The organism is Frigoribacterium sp. CFBP 8751 (assembly GCF_014841545.1).
Lineage (GTDB): Bacteria > Actinomycetota > Actinomycetes > Actinomycetales > Microbacteriaceae > Frigoribacterium.
In genome coordinates, this window is record NZ_JACYUB010000005.1 from 217,028 (window position 1) to 232,666 (window position 15,639).

Annotated in this window: 16 protein-coding genes, 1 tRNA gene, 1 pseudogene and 1 riboswitch; of the genes and pseudogenes, 9 read left to right on the forward strand and 9 right to left on the reverse strand. The window is 71.6% G+C overall.

Going from position 1 to position 15,639, the window contains the following annotated elements:
* Nucleotides 1–33: 33 nt before the first annotated feature.
* The 3 genes from orn (at nucleotide 34) to IFT88_RS13575 (ending at nucleotide 1,638) form a co-directional block, all read left to right on the forward strand.
* Entirely contained in the window at nucleotides 34–654 is a 621-nt protein-coding gene (orn, locus tag IFT88_RS13565) for an oligoribonuclease (protein ID WP_043596986.1), read from the forward strand.
* A gap of 40 nt (nucleotides 655–694) precedes the next feature.
* Nucleotides 695–767: transfer RNA gene (locus IFT88_RS13570), tRNA-His, on the forward strand.
* 553 nt (nucleotides 768–1,320) lie between these two features.
* A complete protein-coding gene (locus tag IFT88_RS13575; protein ID WP_137848109.1) occupies nucleotides 1,321–1,638 on the forward strand; it encodes a metallopeptidase family protein in 318 nt (105 codons plus the stop codon).
* 12 nt (nucleotides 1,639–1,650) lie between these two features.
* Here IFT88_RS13575 and IFT88_RS13580 read toward each other — a convergent pair whose 3' ends face one another.
* A complete protein-coding gene (locus tag IFT88_RS13580) occupies nucleotides 1,651–3,276 on the reverse strand; it encodes a glycosyl hydrolase family 28-related protein (protein WP_192121162.1) in 1,626 nt (541 codons plus the stop codon).
* 42 nt (nucleotides 3,277–3,318) lie between these two features.
* Here IFT88_RS13580 and IFT88_RS13585 point away from each other — a divergent pair, with 42 nt between their 5' ends.
* Nucleotides 3,319–5,532 (forward strand): acyltransferase family protein, encoded by a 2,214-nt coding sequence (locus tag IFT88_RS13585; protein ID WP_192121164.1) that lies wholly within the window; start codon nucleotides 3,319–3,321, stop codon nucleotides 5,530–5,532.
* Nucleotides 5,533–5,542: 10 nt separating this feature from the next.
* Here IFT88_RS13585 and IFT88_RS13590 read toward each other — a convergent pair whose 3' ends face one another.
* From IFT88_RS13590 to IFT88_RS13605, 4 genes are all read right to left on the reverse strand, one after another.
* Nucleotides 5,543–6,106, reverse strand: coding sequence for an ATP-binding protein (locus IFT88_RS13590; protein WP_235472224.1), 564 nt, complete (start codon nucleotides 6,104–6,106; stop codon nucleotides 5,543–5,545).
* Entirely contained in the window at nucleotides 6,099–6,893 is a 795-nt protein-coding gene (locus IFT88_RS13595; protein WP_192121166.1) for an energy-coupling factor transporter transmembrane component T family protein, read from the reverse strand. The genes IFT88_RS13590 and IFT88_RS13595 overlap by 8 nt, the downstream gene beginning before the upstream one ends.
* A complete protein-coding gene (locus IFT88_RS13600; RefSeq protein WP_192121168.1) occupies nucleotides 6,890–8,368 on the reverse strand; it encodes an ATP-binding cassette domain-containing protein in 1,479 nt (492 codons plus the stop codon). Before IFT88_RS13600 ends, IFT88_RS13595 begins: the two co-directional genes overlap by 4 nt.
* Before the next feature lie 57 nt (nucleotides 8,369–8,425).
* Nucleotides 8,426–9,088 carry an ECF transporter S component gene (locus IFT88_RS13605; protein ID WP_192121170.1) on the reverse strand — a complete coding sequence of 221 codons (663 nt, stop codon included), beginning with the start codon at nucleotides 9,086–9,088 and terminating at the stop codon, nucleotides 8,426–8,428.
* Nucleotides 9,084–9,192, reverse strand: a riboswitch (TPP riboswitch). (Overlaps the previous gene by 5 nt.)
* A gap of 73 nt (nucleotides 9,193–9,265) precedes the next feature.
* On the opposite strand from IFT88_RS13605, the gene IFT88_RS13610 reads away from it, so the two are divergent.
* Nucleotides 9,266–9,664, forward strand: coding sequence for a hypothetical protein (locus tag IFT88_RS13610; protein ID WP_137848104.1), 399 nt, complete (start codon nucleotides 9,266–9,268; stop codon nucleotides 9,662–9,664).
* Between the two features lie 4 nt (nucleotides 9,665–9,668).
* On the opposite strand, the gene IFT88_RS13615 is transcribed toward IFT88_RS13610, so the two are convergent.
* Nucleotides 9,669–10,109, reverse strand: coding sequence for a hypothetical protein (locus IFT88_RS13615; protein ID WP_043597108.1), 441 nt, complete (start codon nucleotides 10,107–10,109; stop codon nucleotides 9,669–9,671).
* Nucleotides 10,110–10,193: 84 nt separating this feature from the next.
* Here IFT88_RS13615 and IFT88_RS13620 point away from each other — a divergent pair, with 84 nt between their 5' ends.
* The gene (locus IFT88_RS13620) at nucleotides 10,194–10,925 is read left to right on the forward strand and encodes an alpha/beta fold hydrolase (protein ID WP_192121172.1); all 732 of its coding nucleotides are present in this window, start codon (nucleotides 10,194–10,196) and stop codon (nucleotides 10,923–10,925) included.
* 13 nt (nucleotides 10,926–10,938) lie between these two features.
* On the opposite strand, the gene IFT88_RS13625 is transcribed toward IFT88_RS13620, so the two are convergent.
* Nucleotides 10,939–11,826, reverse strand: a complete 888-nt coding sequence (locus IFT88_RS13625; RefSeq protein WP_192121174.1) for an NAD-dependent epimerase/dehydratase family protein — start codon at nucleotides 11,824–11,826, stop codon at nucleotides 10,939–10,941.
* A gap of 85 nt (nucleotides 11,827–11,911) precedes the next feature.
* Nucleotides 11,912–12,409 carry a CGNR zinc finger domain-containing protein gene (locus tag IFT88_RS17475; protein WP_056226946.1) on the reverse strand — a complete coding sequence of 166 codons (498 nt, stop codon included), beginning with the start codon at nucleotides 12,407–12,409 and terminating at the stop codon, nucleotides 11,912–11,914.
* An 85-nt stretch (nucleotides 12,410–12,494) separates the two neighbouring features.
* On the opposite strand from IFT88_RS17475, the gene IFT88_RS13635 reads away from it, so the two are divergent.
* Nucleotides 12,495–13,355 (forward strand): alpha/beta fold hydrolase, encoded by an 861-nt coding sequence (locus IFT88_RS13635; protein WP_192121176.1) that lies wholly within the window; start codon nucleotides 12,495–12,497, stop codon nucleotides 13,353–13,355.
* A 24-nt stretch (nucleotides 13,356–13,379) separates the two neighbouring features.
* Here IFT88_RS13635 and IFT88_RS13640 read toward each other — a convergent pair whose 3' ends face one another.
* The gene (locus IFT88_RS13640) at nucleotides 13,380–14,051 is read right to left on the reverse strand and encodes an NUDIX domain-containing protein (protein ID WP_197073579.1); all 672 of its coding nucleotides are present in this window, start codon (nucleotides 14,049–14,051) and stop codon (nucleotides 13,380–13,382) included.
* Nucleotides 14,052–14,216: 165 nt separating this feature from the next.
* Between IFT88_RS13640 and IFT88_RS13645 the strand changes: the two genes are divergently transcribed.
* A complete protein-coding gene (locus IFT88_RS13645; protein ID WP_192121178.1) occupies nucleotides 14,217–15,155 on the forward strand; it encodes an alpha/beta fold hydrolase in 939 nt (312 codons plus the stop codon).
* 121 nt (nucleotides 15,156–15,276) lie between these two features.
* Nucleotides 15,277–15,639: pseudogene (locus IFT88_RS13650) on the forward strand (hypothetical protein); the annotation flags it as partial.

Here is a 15,639-nt window from a genome sequence, read left to right on the forward strand (position 1 = left end):
GGTGCCGGAAGGGCACCGGACTAGACTCGCCCAATGGCTACGAGCAACGACCGACTGGTCTGGATCGACTGCGAGATGACCGGGCTCGACCTCTCGGTCGACGAACTGGTCGAGGTGGCCGTGGTCGTCACGGACTTCGACCTGACGCCCGTGCACCCGGGCTTCACGATCGTCATCAAACCCGATCAGTCCGCCCTCGACAACATGGGTGAGTTCGTCACCGAGATGCACCGCTCGTCGGGGCTCATCGACGAAATTCCGAACGGCGTCAGCCTCGCCGAGGCCGAGTTCGAGGTGCTGGAGTACATCCTCAAGTACGTCCCCACCGAGCAGCACGCCCCCCTCGCCGGCAACACCATCGGCACCGACCGGGCCTTCCTCGCGAAGTACATGCCCCGCGTCGACGGCCACCTGCACTACCGCAGCGTCGACGTGTCCTCCATCAAAGAGCTCGCCCGCCGCTGGTTCCCCCGCGTGTACTTCAACGCCCCCCAGAAGCACGGCGGCCACCGCGCCCTCGCCGACATCCTCGAATCCATCCGCGAACTCGAGTACTACCGTCGCGCCGGCTTCGTCGCCGACCCCGGCCCCACCACCGACGACGTCCAGGCGATCTCGAAGGCCGTCGTGGACGAATGGGCCCCCCGCTTGTAGTAGAGTCTTCTCGTTGCGATCGCCTCGGCAGTCGCGCATGGTGGGTATAGCTCAGCTGGTAGAGCGCCTGGTTGTGGTCTAGGAGGCCGCGGGTTCAAGCCCCGTTACTCACCCGAATAGAATCCCCTGCCCTCCGATGGGCAGGGGATTTTTCGGGCTCCAGGGCCTTCTGGTCGCGGATGCGCGAGCGCATCCACGACGTCGAGGGTCAGGACTATGCTGCGCTCGTCGCGGTCGCGACCTGCCCTCCGATGGGCAGGGGATTTTTCGGGCTCCAGGGCCTTCTGGTCGCGGATGCGCGAGCGCATCCACGACGTCGAGGGTCAGGACTCCGCTGCGCTCGTCGCGGTCGCGACCTGCCCTCCGATGGGCCGGGGATTTTTCGGGCTCCAGAGCCTTCTGGTCGCGGATGCGCGAGCGCATCCACGACGTCGAGGGTCAGGACTCCGCTGCGCTCGTCGCGGTCGTGGCCTCGCGGGGTGTACGACATCGCTCCGCTCGTCGCGGCAGGGGGCTCGGAGAAGCGCCCAGCGACAGGCCGTGTGGGCGTGCGAGAGTGAGCGAGTGGACGACTCCCCCGAGAACAGCGACGACGCGCTGGATGCCGACGAACGACACGCGACCGGGATCGACCCGTCGGAGGTGAGCGCCGAGGCGTTCGACGCGATGGTCGTCGACCAACTCGACCTGCTGCCGGACGACATGGTCGACGGGCTCGACAACGTCGTGTTCGTCACGGAGGACCGCCCCGAGGACGGCACGCTCGACCTGCTCGGCCTGTACGACGGCGTCGCCCTCACCGAACGTGGCCAGTACGGCTTCGGCGAGCTACCCGACCGGATCATCCTCTACCGCGAACCGCACCTCGCCGCCGTGGACGACCTCGACCAGCTCGCCGACGAGATCCACGTCACGCTCGTCCACGAGATCGCCCACTTCTACGGCATCGACGACGACCAACTGCACGAACTCGGCTGGGCCTGACGGGGGCCGCCGTCACCCGATGATCTGATACGTGAACCGGTAGGCGTCGGCTGGGAGGCCGTCCGCGAGGTCGCCGACCATCTCGACGTCGAAGGCGTCGGGACGCGACACGACGAAGAACTGGGCCGACGCCGCCGCGTTCGAGGCCGGACAGATGGAGACCACCGGCGCCGTGGCGAAGGGCTTCGAATACCGGACCCGCACCTGCGTACCGGAACGACGGGCCCGACCCGAACCGAAGCCGACCGTTCCCCTTAGATCGGAACCCGCCAGGGTGGGAGCCGGTGCGCCGTCGCCGTTCCGCCCCATGGCCGACGCCACCGGCGAGGGGCCGCCGAGGGCACCCAGCAACCGACGCCCGACCGCGAGGTCGCCACCCCAGGCCCAGAGCGGCCGAGCCTCGACCTCTCGTCGGTCGACGACGTCGACGGCCGAGCCGGTCGTCGCGATCCGCGTCGTCGGATCGACGGCGAACCGCGAGCCGTACCCCGCCCCCAACTCGACCCCTGCCTGGGTGAAGCGACCGAGACGGGTGCCCACCAGGGCGAAGTCGTCGCCCTTGGTGAGCCGCACGAGCACGCTCGACGCACCGACCTGGGCGGGGTCGGCCCCCAGCAGGGCGCCGCCGAGCAATCGGATGCCCCCGTCGAGGTCGACGCCCCGACGTCGTCTCTCGTCGTGCTCGATCAACGGTCCCGGCCCGCCGTAGATCGTCGGGGCGACGAACTCGACCTGCCGGACGTTGCCGATGCGCACGGTCGCGTCGGTGCCCGAGCCCGCCCGCTGCAGCGTCTCGATGTGCGGGGCGATCAGCCGGACGAACTCGACGAAGTACTCGGCGGTCGAACCCCAGGCGAGATCGAGCGCGACGTTCGCGCTGCCCTCGATGTGGAGGTTCACGCAGGTGAACGTGTTCGTGTTCGACCCACCCGAGGCCGGGGACCGGACGACGACCGCGGCCGCGTCGGCCGACCCGCAGTTGTTGACGAAGAGGTCCGACCAGAGATTGTTGTTGACCCGCTCGACGAGCAGGGCCGTGCCGGTCACGCCGGCCAACTGCACCCGGTCGAAACGGGACTCGAAACCGTTGACGACCTGTACGAGGGGTGCCGTCGAGCCGTTGCCCTGGAGGGTCAGCCCCTCGAGGGTGACGCCGTTGCCGTCGACGACGAACATCGGCCTCGTCGATCGGGCGAGGTGCCGGATGGTGACACCGCCGTCGGTGGAGGCCCCGTACCGACTGACGTCGGCCCCCGTGCCCCGGATCGACACCAGCAGCGGCACCGTCACCGAGTCGACGACGTACGTGCCGGCCGGTACGAGCACACGCCCCCTGACCGCCCTGGCCGCCTCGACGGCCCCGGCGAACGCGGCGGTGTCGTCGGTCCGACCGTCGCCGACCGCGCCGTGGTCACGGACGTCGACTCCCGTGCGATCGTCCCATGCCGCGACACCGGCTGCCGGTGCCGCACCGGCCCCGTCGGTGGGAGGCGCGTCGGCGGAGGGCCCGTCGGCGGCACGAGCCGGTCGGACGGCGGGAGCGACCGCCGCGGCACCGGCCGCGGCGATGCCCGCCGCGCCGACCAACAGGAATCCGCGACGCGAACGGGTCGGAGTCTCGGCGAGGGGATCGGTCATGGCACCAGGGTACACGAGCATGGGTAATATATGCCTCACCACATGTCGTCAGAAGATCGGGTGCACACCATCGACAAGAACATCGCGCCGCGCCGTCCCGCCCGTGCCCGCGCTCACCGTCTCGACGTCCAGGCGCTCAGGGCCCTCGCCGTGGCGATGGTCGTCGTCGAACACGTCACGGGTCGGCCCGCCGGTGGATTCGTCGGGGTCGACGTGTTCTTCGTCGTGTCGGGGTTCCTGATCACGGGGCTGCTGCTGCGCGAGGCCGACCGGCACGGGCGGGTCTCCCTCGCCGACTTCTGGCGACGCCGCGTCCGCCGCATCGTGCCGGCGAGCGTCCTGGTCCTCCTGGTGGGGACGCTCGTCACCTGGTCCGCCATCGGCCCGGCCCGGGGCACCTCGGCCGCGGTGGACGCCCTGTGGTCCGCCGCGTCCCTGGCCAACTGGCACTTCGCGGCCACCGGCACCGACTACTTCGCGGCCCAGGGCCCCGAGTCGCCCTTCCAGCACTACTGGTCCCTGGCGGTCGAGGAGCAGTTCTACCTCGTCTGGCCCCTCGTGGTCGTCGCCGCCGTCGCCGTCGCCCGGCGACGGCCCGGTCCGGCCGTCCCGAGGGTGGCCCTGGGGACGCTGCTGCTGGTGCTCGTGGTGGCATCGCTCGCCTGGGCCTGGCAGCAGTCCACGGCATCGCCGACCGTCGCCTACTTCTCGAGCCTGACCCGCGCATGGGAGCTCGCCCTCGGAGCGCTCCTCGCGACGGCGGCCCCCACGATGACCCGGCTCCCCGTCGTCCTCCGTCCGACCCTGGCGTGGATCGGCCTCGTCGGCGTCGTGGCCTCGGCCTGGGTCACGACGAGCACCGTTCCGTTCCCGGCTCCCGGAGCCCTGCTGCCCGTGGCGGCCACGCTGCTCGTCCTCGCCTCGGGAACGGGCTGCGTCGGAACACCGTGGCTCGGGCCCCTCGCCAGCCGACCGGTGACGATCGTCGGGGACCTCTCGTACTCGATCTACCTGTGGCACTTCGTCGTGCTCGTGGTCGGCACCTCGTTGCTGGGCGACGATCCGGCCAGGCTCTGGCCGACCGTCTTCGTCGCCACACTCGTCCTGTCGGCCTTGACGTACCACCTCGTCGAGCGACCGTTCATCGCCTCCCCCCTCCTCGAGCCGGGCCCACCCGGACGCGCCTGGCGACGATGGCGACGAGACCATCGGTCGACGTACCGGCGCGGCGGGGTCGCGCTCCTCGCGGTGGCCGCCGTCACGGCCACCGCCCTGGCCGTCGATGCCGTGCGGCCCACGGCCGCTCCTCCCGTCCTGCCCGCCACATCGGCCGACGGACGCCCCGACGACGGGGTCGACGACGGTGACGGCGACGCCGGTGGGGCCGGTGGCACCGACGACCTCGACCTGCCAGCACTCGACGAGTGGTCCGCCGAGGTGGGACGAGCCCTCTCGGCCACCTCGTGGCCCGACCTCGACCCCGGCATCGAGTCCGTCCTCGACCGGACGCGACCCGGCAGCCCGCACCTCGCCTGCGGGGACGCCGAGGCCCAGGGGCGGACACCCGACGACTGCACGTGGTCCTCCCCCACCGCGACCACCACGGTCCTGCTCGTCGGGGACTCGACGGCCATGCACCACCTCGATGCACTCGTCCCCCTCGCCGAGTCGACCGACGGCGGATTCACGCTGATCAACCGGGCCAAGTTCGCGTGCCCGTTCGTCGACATCCGCGTCCAGAACGACGTCGCCGGCATCCTCGAGTCCTGTCGCGCGCACAACGACGAGACCCTCGCCCTGATCGACGACACGCGCCCCGACGTCGTCCTCGTGACCAACTCCTATCAGACGCTCTCCGAGGACGGAGCGGGCACGATCACACCCGATCGATGGTCCGAGGGGTTCGGCGCCCACGCTCGACGCGCGGCCGCCGCCGCCGGGTCGGTCGTGGTCCTGACCCCGCCACCGGACGACGCCGACATCGCGTCGTGCTTCCGGCGAGGCGGCAGCCCGGTCGACTGCATCTCGCGGACGTCCCGCACGTGGCTCGACCGGGCGGCGGCCGACCGCGAGGTCCTCGACGCGGTCGGCGGGACGTTCGTCGACCTGCGGGTGTTGACCTGCGTGAGCGACCTCTGTCCGGCGTTCGTCGGCACCGTCCCCGTGAAAGAGGACCGCGTGCACCTCACGACGGCCTTCGCGCTCGCCGTCTCGCCCGTGCTGGGCGACCTGCTGCGGGCTCGGCAGGTGCTCTGACGCCTGGGCGCTACCGCGCCTCGACGACCAGGTCGGCGAGGCCCGTCGGCGACCACCGGTCGAGGTGCCGATCCTCCTGGGCAGCCCAGACGTCCCACCACGGCTCGAAGGCGGCACCGTCGCGGTCGAGGGCCCGTCGCCGACGGGTGTCGGCGTCGAGCTCCAGCCACACGCGGACGTCGGCCAGCGCCGAGGAGGCGCGGGTCAAGGCCCCGGCCCCTTCGACGATCAGCGAGACGGCCGGGTCGAGCACCTCCCATGCCGCCGCGCGGTCGTGCTCCCAGTCCCACCGCCGCCATCCCGGGTCGACCGGCGACAAGATGGACGTCTCGACCGCGCGGGACGCCGCCTCGAGCCCGTGCCAGCCCGGGTAGACGTCGTCGAGGTGCACCAGGCGCACGGGTCCGAGCCGGTCGACGGGCCACGCGGCGGCCACCGCACGGCCGAGCGTGGTCTTGCCCGAGCCCGAGCGGCCGTCGATCAACAGGACCACGCGACGCGACCCGACCCGCGCCTCCTCGGCTCGGCGGAGCAGGGCCCCGACGGCGTCGTCGACGACGACCCGCTCAGGCAAGGACGAACTCCCACGTGCCGGCCAGGACGGCCGCGGTCACCGAGGTGGCGGCGATGACGACGCCGAGGGCGACGAGCACGCCGTCTCGCAGCCCGAACGACGACGGACGAGCCCAGGTGCGCGGGGCGTCGCCGCCGAAGCCCTTGGCCTCCATGGCGGTGGCGAGCTTGCTGCCGCGTCGGACCGACAGCACGAGCAGCGAGAAGGCCTGCTGCACGAACCGCCTCAGCGCCCCGACCGGCCCGCCCGAGTCCGCGACGCCCCGGGCGCGACGGGCCAGGGCGAGCTGCCGCCAGTCGTCCATGAACAGCCCGACCAGACGCAGCCCGGCGAGGCCCCCCAACACGAAGCGTGCCGGCAGTCGCAACACCTGACCGAGACCGTCGGCGAGGTCGGTCGGGTCGGTCGTCGCGAACAGCACGATGCCGGGCACGCCGACGGCGAGGATGCGCAGGCCGATCGCCCCGGCGAGGGCCAGCGACCCCTCGGTCACCGAGAGGAACCCCCACTCGACCACGGACGCCCCGCCGTCGCGTCCGTAGAGGGCGATGGCGACGACCGACGTCGGGGCGGCGATCCAGAGCGGTGCCGTGCGGGCGACCAGCTGCCGGGCGGACAGACCGGCGAAGGGCAGCAGCAGGGCCTCGAGCAGCAGCGCGGTGCCGGCCGAGACCCAGTCGATCGAGAGCAGCAGGGCGATCGCGAGCACGACGGCGGCGAGCAGCTTGGCGACGGGATTGACGCGCCCGACCACGCCGGTCGCCACGACCGGGGTGAGGACGCTCATCGGCGCATCTCGGCGGGATCGGTGCGGCGAGCGTGGGCACTGAGGTCGAGCACGTCGTCGGCGAGGGTCGACGCGAACTCGGCGTCGTGGGTCACGGCGACGACCGCCCGGCCCTCGTCGAGCAGCTCGGCGAGAAGGGCCACGAGTTCTCGCCAGGTGCGGGCGTCCTGCCCGAAGGTCGGTTCGTCGAGCACGAGCATCGACGGGCGTGAGGCGAGCACGGTCGCGACCGAGAGTCGGCGTTTCTCACCACCCGAGAGCGTGAAGGGGTTCGCGCCGGCGAGATGGTCGAGCCGCAGCCGGTCGAGGAGGTGGTCGACGCGCGACGCGACCTCTCTCGGGGACGCGCCCAGCGCCTCCGGACCCACCGCCAGCTCGCGGCGGACGGTCGCCGTCAGGAACTGGTGCTCCGGGTCCTGGAAGACCGTGCCGACCCGGGTGAGCAGCTGCCGGGGCTTCCAGCGGATCGGAGACGGGCCGGCACCGTCGGCGAACGACGGCGTGGCCTCGAGGGCGCCCGCGACGGGGGCGAGCAGCCCCGCGACGGTGAGGGCGAGCGTCGACTTGCCCGAGCCGTTCGTGCCGGTCACCGCGAGGGCACGCCCCTCGGTGACGGTGAGGTCGATCCCCGCGGCGACCGCGCGACCCTTGGGCCCCTTGTGGCCCACGTCGAGGCCCCCGGCCGTCAGCAGCAGCTCACCGGTCGTGCGCGACCGGACGGGCGCAGGAGGCGCGGCACCGGGGACCCACACCCCCGCGTCGACGAGGCGGTCACGTTCGGCGCGGAGCACGTCGTCGGGTCGGCCGTCGGCCAGGACTCCCCCGCCCGCGTCGAGCACGACGACCCGGTCGACGACGGGCAGCCAGACCGACACCCGGTGCTCGACGACGACGAGCGTCGCCCCGGTGTCGGCGACGACGCGGGCCACGGCGTCGCGCACCTCGACGACCCCTCGGGGGTCGAGGTTGGCCGTGGGCTCGTCGAGGAGCAGCAGGCCCGGCCGCATGGCGAGGGCCCCGGCGAGCGCGAGCCGTTGCTTCTGGCCGCCGCTCAGCTCGGAGGTCGACGCGGACAGCGGCAGGTCGAGCCCGACGGCGTCGAGGGCGTGGCCGACGCGGCGCCAGATCTCGTCGCGGGGCACGCCCAGGTTCTCGCACCCGAACGCGACGTCGTCGCCCACCCGGGCGAGGACGACCTGCGAGTCGGGGTCCTGCAGGACGAGGCCGATCCGTCCGCGCTGCTCGGCGGGGGCGCGGCCGTCGACGAGCAGGTCGCCGGCCTCGTCGCCCTCGTCGTCGCCGCCCAGCACCCCGGCGAGACCGGCGAGCAGCGTCGACTTGCCCGCGCCGGACGCGCCGAGCAGCAGGACGCGCTCACCGGGGGCGACGTCGAGGTCGAGCTGCGAGACGGCGGGCCGGCGACGACCGGCGTGCCGCCACCCCCAGCCCCGGGCGGTGACGCGGGCACCGTCCACCGGCGCCCACCGTCCGCCGCTCGCCCTGCTCACGGGAAGGACCACGAGGAGGCGCGCCTAGACCCGGGCGTCCGCCGAGCGTCCCGAGGCGAACCGCGAGAGCGCGCCCGTGCGGGCGAGGCCGCGGGCGGCGAGCCACGAGAGCAGACCGGCGAGGACGGTGCCCGAGACGACCGAGGTCACGACGTAGATCGTCTTCGACCCGGCGGCGTAGGCGGCCGCCGAGGCGAAGCTCGTGTCCATCAGGCCGACGGCGAGGCCGGCGACGGCACCGGCGAGCAGCACCGTGCCGATCCGCCACGACTTGTAGAGGAAGACCGCGAGCACGATCTCGGCGCCCAGGCCCTGGACGATGCCCCAGATGAGCACCGAGAAGCCCCACTGGGTGCCGATCAACATCGAGACGACCGCCGCGACGACCTCGGTGTAGACGGCGGCGCCGGGCTTCCGGATGACGATGCCGCCGAGCACGCCGGCGAAGAGCCAGCCGCCGTTGAGGATGCCCTCGAAGCCGCCCGAGAAGCTCAGGACGCTGTCGATGGGCGTGTAGGCCAGGCCCCAGGCCCAGAACACGACGCCGGCGGCGACGCCGATGACGCTGGCGATCACGATGTCGACGACGCGCCAGCGCCGGGTGGGGGTGGTGCGGGCCTTCGGCGTGAAGCCGGTCGAGCTGTCGCGAGCCGCCGTGGAACGGTTTTCGGGCGTGGACGTGGACATCTGTTCTTCTCCTCCCTGCGCTGGCATGACCCAGATCAGGTTCGACGGTCGAAGCGTGGTTCGCTTCCTCTCAGCCCGGCTCACCGGACTCCCGTGTGTTGTGGGGACGATCATAGCGCCGGGCCGAGGGTCACGGTCACGGCGGCATCGACCGATCGGTCCGCCTAGGGTGGCGGCATGAGTCGGCCTCCCGTCGCACCACCCGCACCTCCGGCGCCCCCGCCGGCTCCGGTTCGCCGTCGGCCACCTCACCCCGCCCGTCTCGTCCTGCCGATCACCTCGGTGGTGCTCGCGGTCGTCACCGGGGTCGTCCCCTTCGTCGTCCTCCAGCCGATGATCCACTCCTACCGCGGCGAGGCGGCGGCGTACGGCATCCACGCCTTCGGCGTCGCGACGGTGGCGTCGGTGCTGTGCTGGGTCCTCGCGATCGTGACCCTCGTCGTCGGTGTGCTGTCCCTCGCGCTCCGACAGCGCCTGATGGGGCTGCCGATCACCGCCGTCACCCTGGCGGTGCTCCTCGCGTTCGCCGGGCCGGTCGCCTACCTGCTGATCGCCCTGTCGGCCGACGCGTACTGACGCGTCAGAGTCCGGCGGCCTTCCGGACGAGGGCGGCGACGGAGGCGCGGGTCGCGTCGTCGGCGCCGGTCACCGCGTACGAGGTCGGCCAGAGGGTGCCGTCGTCCAGCTGGGCACCGTCCTGGAACCCGAGGGTCGAGTAGCGCGTGCCGAACTTGGCGCCGGGTTGGAAGAAGACGACGGCCTTGCCGTCCTCACGGGCGTAGGCGGGGAAGCCGTACCAGGTCTTGGGGGCGAGGTTCGGGGCGTGCTCGGCGACGACCTCGTGCACCATCTGGGCGATCGGTCGTTCGACGTCGGTCATGGCCGCGATGGCGTCCGCGGCGTCCTGCGCCTCGGCGGCCGACTTGTCGGCCAACTTCTGGCGCTTCGCCTCGGCCCGGAGCTCGGCGGCGCGCTGCTTCATGGCGGCCTTCTCTTCTTTGCTGAATCCGGTGTCGGCCATGATCGTGCCCTTCTCGTGCGTGCGTGCGTGCGTCGGCTCGGTCGGGTCGGCGTACGCCCCATGGTGACAGGCAGGATGGTCGTCATGCACCTGGACGTCACGACCATCGGCGACGGCGACCGCCACGTCGCCCTCGTCCACGGGCTCGGCGCCGACGGTGCGACCTGGAAGCCGATCGTCGACCGGTTCGTCGCGACCGGTTCGTACACGGTCACCACCCTCGACCTGCGGGGTCACGGTGAGAGCGACCGGGCGTCGTCGTACCGGCTCGACGAGTTCGCGGACGACGTCGCCTCGGCCCTGCCCCAGGGACTGCACGGTGTCGTCGGGCATTCGCTCGGTGGCTCGGTCCTCGTCCGTGCCGTCGACCGGCTGCAGCCTCGGACGGCCATCTACCTCGACCCGGGGTTCTCCCTCGCCCTGCCGACGTCGGGTCTCACCGGCCGGCTCTTCTGGGCCGCCCCCACCGTGACGATGGGTGTCGCGGCCCTCGCCCAGGCGCGGAAGAGCGCGCGACTGCGCGCCGGGTACGACGACGCGACCCGCACCTCCTTGGATCAGGCCCACGCCCGGTTCGACTCGGCCATGGCGGTGGGCGTGTTCCGCGACGTCGCCTTCCACCCCGTCGCGACGACGGAGCCCACGGTGCCCTCGGTCATCGTGCTGTCCGACGACTCCTCCGCCGTCCTGCCCGAGCGTCTCGTGTCGGGCTACCAGCGGGCCGGCTGGCAGATCCGCCGCCTGCCGGGCGTCCACCACGACATGCAGCTCGAGGCACCCGACCGCACCTTCGCGCTGCTGGCCGAGCTGCTCTGACGCTCGTCGGCGGTCAGGCCTTCGGCAGGGCGTGACCCTCGGTGTCGAGGTGGTCCCGCCAGGAGCGCTTCGCCCTCCAGCCGAGCATGCGGGCCGCCTTGGCGGTCGAGATGCCCGACGCGTCGACCCGGTCGAGCTCGCGCAGCTCGACGCGGTCGCCGTGGTGTTCGCGCAGGGTGGCGGCGAAGTCGTGGCCGCCGGCGTTGTCGGCTGCGGCGATGTAGAAGACCTCGTGACCCGGCAGGTCGGACTCGGCGGCGAGCAGGAGGGCGTCGGCGAGGTCGTCGGCGTCGACGTAGCTGCCGAAGTTGGCGCTGTCGGGGTCCGCTTCGCGCACCTGGGGGCCGAGGTTGGCCTCGTAGTTGCTCTCGTCGTGGACGGTGCTCGGACGGATCGAGATCGCGCGCAGGTCGGAGCGGCGGACGGCGGCGTCCATCAGCTGTTCGCCGAACGCCTTCGAGAGGGCGTAGGGGTCCTGCGGGTGCAGGGGGTGCTCCTCGTCGACCGGCACGTAGTCGGGCAGGAAGGGCCGTTCGGGGAAGAAGTTGCCCACGATGCTCTCGCTCGACACGTTGACGAAGCGGGGCACGCCGAACCGCACGGCCGCCTCGACCAGGTTGAAGGTGGACATCAGGTTGGTGTGGAACACGACGTGGGCCGGGTTCGCGGTGGGCTGCGGGATGGCCGCGACGTGGACGACGACGTCGGCCCCTGCCACCACCGAGAAGGCGGTCCCCGCGTCGGTCAGGTCGCCCATCACGTAGCGCCCGGGTTCGTCGACGCCCGTGTCGAAAACGGGCCGGACGAGGTCGACGCCGAGGACGTCGTGCCCGGCCTCGACGAACCGGCGGACGGCGGCACGGCCGACCTTGCCCCGTGATCCCGTGATGACGACCTTCACGACGCGCTCCCTCGAACGAGGGATGCGCCGAGGGCCGGAGCATCCACCGGGGCGACGCTACGCGCGCAGCCCTCAGGAGGCACGCTCAGTCCTTCGCGCGGCGTGCGTGGGCCCGCGCCTTCATCCGGTTGCCGCAGGTCGCCATGGAGCACCACTTCGCCGTGCCGGGACGGCTGTGGTCCACCAGGAACAGGTTGCACTCGTCGTTCGCGCAGGCACGGAGGCGCCCGGGCAGCGTCGAGGTCACGCTCGACCACGCCGACACGGCTGCGACCGCGAGTCGGTCGTCGTCGGGCACCCGGAGTTCCCAGACGACGCCGTCCCGGGTCGTCCGCGGGATCTGCACGGTCCGGTCCATGACGTCGGCGAGCTCGGCGACGGCCCCGTCGTCGCCACCGCGGACGACGGCGTGCAGGGCCTCTCGCACGCGCCTGAGCTGGGCGACCTCGCCCGATGAGCCCGTGCCACCCCAGGTCCGCACCAGATCTCGCCCTGCCGCGCCCTCTAGGGCGTCCGTCGGGACGCCGTCGACCACCGGTGCGCTGTTCAGCACGGCCAGGAGCAGCTCTTCGTCGCGAAACACGTCTCCCTGCTCTCTCGCACCGTCCGGCGCATCTCGACCATGCTACCGTCGGGATAACCACTAAAACAATCCAAAGGGGTTAGACATGGTCACCGTCCACCACCGCACCGCCTCCGTCGACGGGCTCGACGTCTTCTACCGCGATGCCGGCCCCGCCGACGCGCCCGTTCTCGTCCTCCTGCACGGCTACCCCACGAGCTCGCACATGTTCCGCCACCTCATCCCCGCTCTGGCCGACCGGTACCGCGTCATCGCCCCCGACCACATCGGTTTCGGCCGCTCCTCCGCTCCGTCGGTCGACGAGTTCGAGTACACCTTCGAGGCCCTGGCGCGGGTGACCGGTCGTTTCCTGTCGACCATCGGCGTCGCGCGGTACGCGATCTACGTGCAGGACTACGGCGCCCCCGTCGGGTGGCGCCTCGCGCTGGCCGAGCCCCATGCGGTCACCGCTGTCGTCTCGCAGAACGGCAACGCGCACGAAGAAGGCTTCGTGCCGAGTTTCTGGGACCCGATCTGGGCCGACGCCGCCGAACGGACGTCCGAGACGCGCGACGCGCTCCGACCCGCCCTGGGCCGCGAGGCGGTCGAGTGGCAGTACACCCACGGCGTGCCGGACCCCACAGCCGTCGACCCCGATGCCTGGGAACACGACCTCGCGCTCCTCGCCCGGCCGGGACAGGACGACGTCCAACTGGCACTCTTCCGCGACTACGCCACCAACCGCGCTCTGTACCCCGCCGTGCACTCCTGGCTCCGCGCCTCCCGCGTCCCGGTCCTCGCGATCTGGGGCCGCAACGACGAGATCTTCGATGCCGCCGGTGCGGGTGCGTTCACCCGCGACGCCCCGGACGCTCGCGTCGAGCTCGTCGACGGTGGACACTTCCTGCTCGAGTCACACCTCGATCTGGTCGCGGCCACGATCCGGGAGTGGCTCCCGAAGACGTGATCCGGACCACCCGCGGCCACTCGCTCAGGACGGGAAAGCGAGTCGGCCCGGGTTCAGGGCGGCCCACTGGAGCAGCATGATCGTCTTGCCGTCCACGATGCGCCCGTCGGTGATCATGTCGAGCGCGTCCCGGATCGGCAGCTCGATCACCTCGATGTCCTCCCCTTCCTCCTCCACACCACCCCCGTCACCGGTGCGATCCGCCGCAGAGTAGGGGGCGGCGTAGAAGTGCACCCGCTCGGTGACCGAGCCCGGGCTCATGTAGGCGTCGAAGACGTGGATCAGGTCACCGACCTCGACGCCCGTCTCCTCCTGCGCCTCGCGGCGGATCGCGGTCTCGGGGTCGTCCTCGTCGAGCAGGCCGGCGGCGGTCTCGATCAACATGCCGTCGGGATGGTCGTTGACGTAGGCGGGGAACCGGAACTGCCGAGTCAGGAGGACCGTGCCCCGATGCGGGTCGAACAGGAGGATCGTCGCCCCGTTGCCGCGGTCGTACGTCTCGCGCTGCTGGGTCGACCACCGCCCGTCACGACCCCTCACGTCGAAGGTGGTGCGGCGGAGCACGTGCCACCCGTCCGAGGTCACCTCGACGTCCCGGACCACGACGTCGGGGTTGCGGGTCAGATCGCGGCCGGTCAGGTCGAGACCCGTCCGTCCACGACCGTCGGGGGAACGAGAGCCACGGGAGTCAATCACCCCACGAAAGTAACGGAGAGCGACGACCCGCGAGGGAGAAGAGGACCGTTGATGACATCCGTCACGGGATGTGGTGACGCATCGGCACTTCTCGAGGACGTCGCCCTCTGGTGTGCTTCCGGAGGAGCGTTCGGACCCGACTCGAACGCCCGGAGAGAGGACCTCGTGCGTACATCCCTGAAGGTGACCCTGTGGACCGTCGGCGCCCTCGTGGCCGTGCCCGTCCTGACGCTGACGACGACGTCGATCGTCGACCTGGTCGCCACGAGGTCGGAGCTGGCCGCCATCACGCCGTACGGCGAGCTCGTGCCCGTCGACGGGAAAGAGATGAACGTCGTCGTCAGCGGGTCCGGAGCGGACACGATCGTCCTGCTGCCGGGCCTCGGCACGGCGGCACCCGGCCTGGACTTCGGGCCGCTCGTCTCCGAGCTCGACGACACCCATCGCGTCGTCGCCGTCGAGCCGTTCGGCTCCGGGCTGAGCGACCAGACCGACTCACCCCGGACGGCAGAGAACATCGCGGGCGAGGTGCACGAGGCGCTGGGCCAGTTGGGCATCGACCGCTACGCGCTCATGGGGCACTCGATCTCGGGCGTCTACGCCCTCGAATACAGCCGGCTCTTCGCGAGCGAGGTCACCGCGTTCATCGGGATCGACAGCAGCGTCCCCGACCAGCCCGGCGCGGAGGACCCCGTGCCGACCGACGGGACGGCCTTGCTTCGCAGCCTCGGTGTGCTCCGCGTGGCGAGCGCTCTCGCCGGCGACGCCTACGCGGGGCTGCCGTACGACGAGGGCACGAAACAGCAGATGCGCTTCCTCACCACGAAGAACTCGACCGCTCCGACCCTGCTCGACGAGATGGACCACACCGCGAGCAACTTCGCGTCGGTCAGCGGACGGACGTTCCCGGCGGACCTTCCCGTCCTCCTCTTCGTCGCGCAGGACGACGCCGACCCCGACGCCGGCGGCTGGCTCGAGTTGCACGAGAACCAGGCCGCGAGCGTGGTCCGCGGCCAGGTCGTCGCGCTCGAGGGAGACCACTACCTGCACCACACGCAGGCGACCCGCATCGCCGCGGACACCGACGAGTTCCTCGCCGGATGAGCCAGATCGGGAGGGGTGAAGGTCACGGCGGGGTAACGAAGTAGATGCGTTCCAATCCTTTTCGGGTGCGGTGGCGAACCCTGTACATCCCCACCGGGACCAACTGACAAGGAGCTTCACCATGAACGCTTTCACTCGCAAGAACATCACCAAGACCACGCTCGGCCTCGTCGCCTCGGGCGCCCTGATCTTCTCCCTCGCCGCGTGCTCGATGGACTCCGGTTCGTCGACCGACACGTCGTCCTCGTCGAGCTCGTCCTCGTCCGAGCCCAGCGCCGCGTCGACGCCCGCCGCGTCGATCGCCGACCTCAGCAACGGTGTCGACACCCAGGTCGCCGTCGACCAGTCCTTCGTCGACGCGATCACCAGCCTCGGCCTGACCCCCGGCGTGGTGGGCACCGCGACCTTCACCGACGGCACGTTCTCGTTCCCGATCACGGGCGGCAACGTCGACTACTACGGCCCCGACAGCGACGTGCGCCCC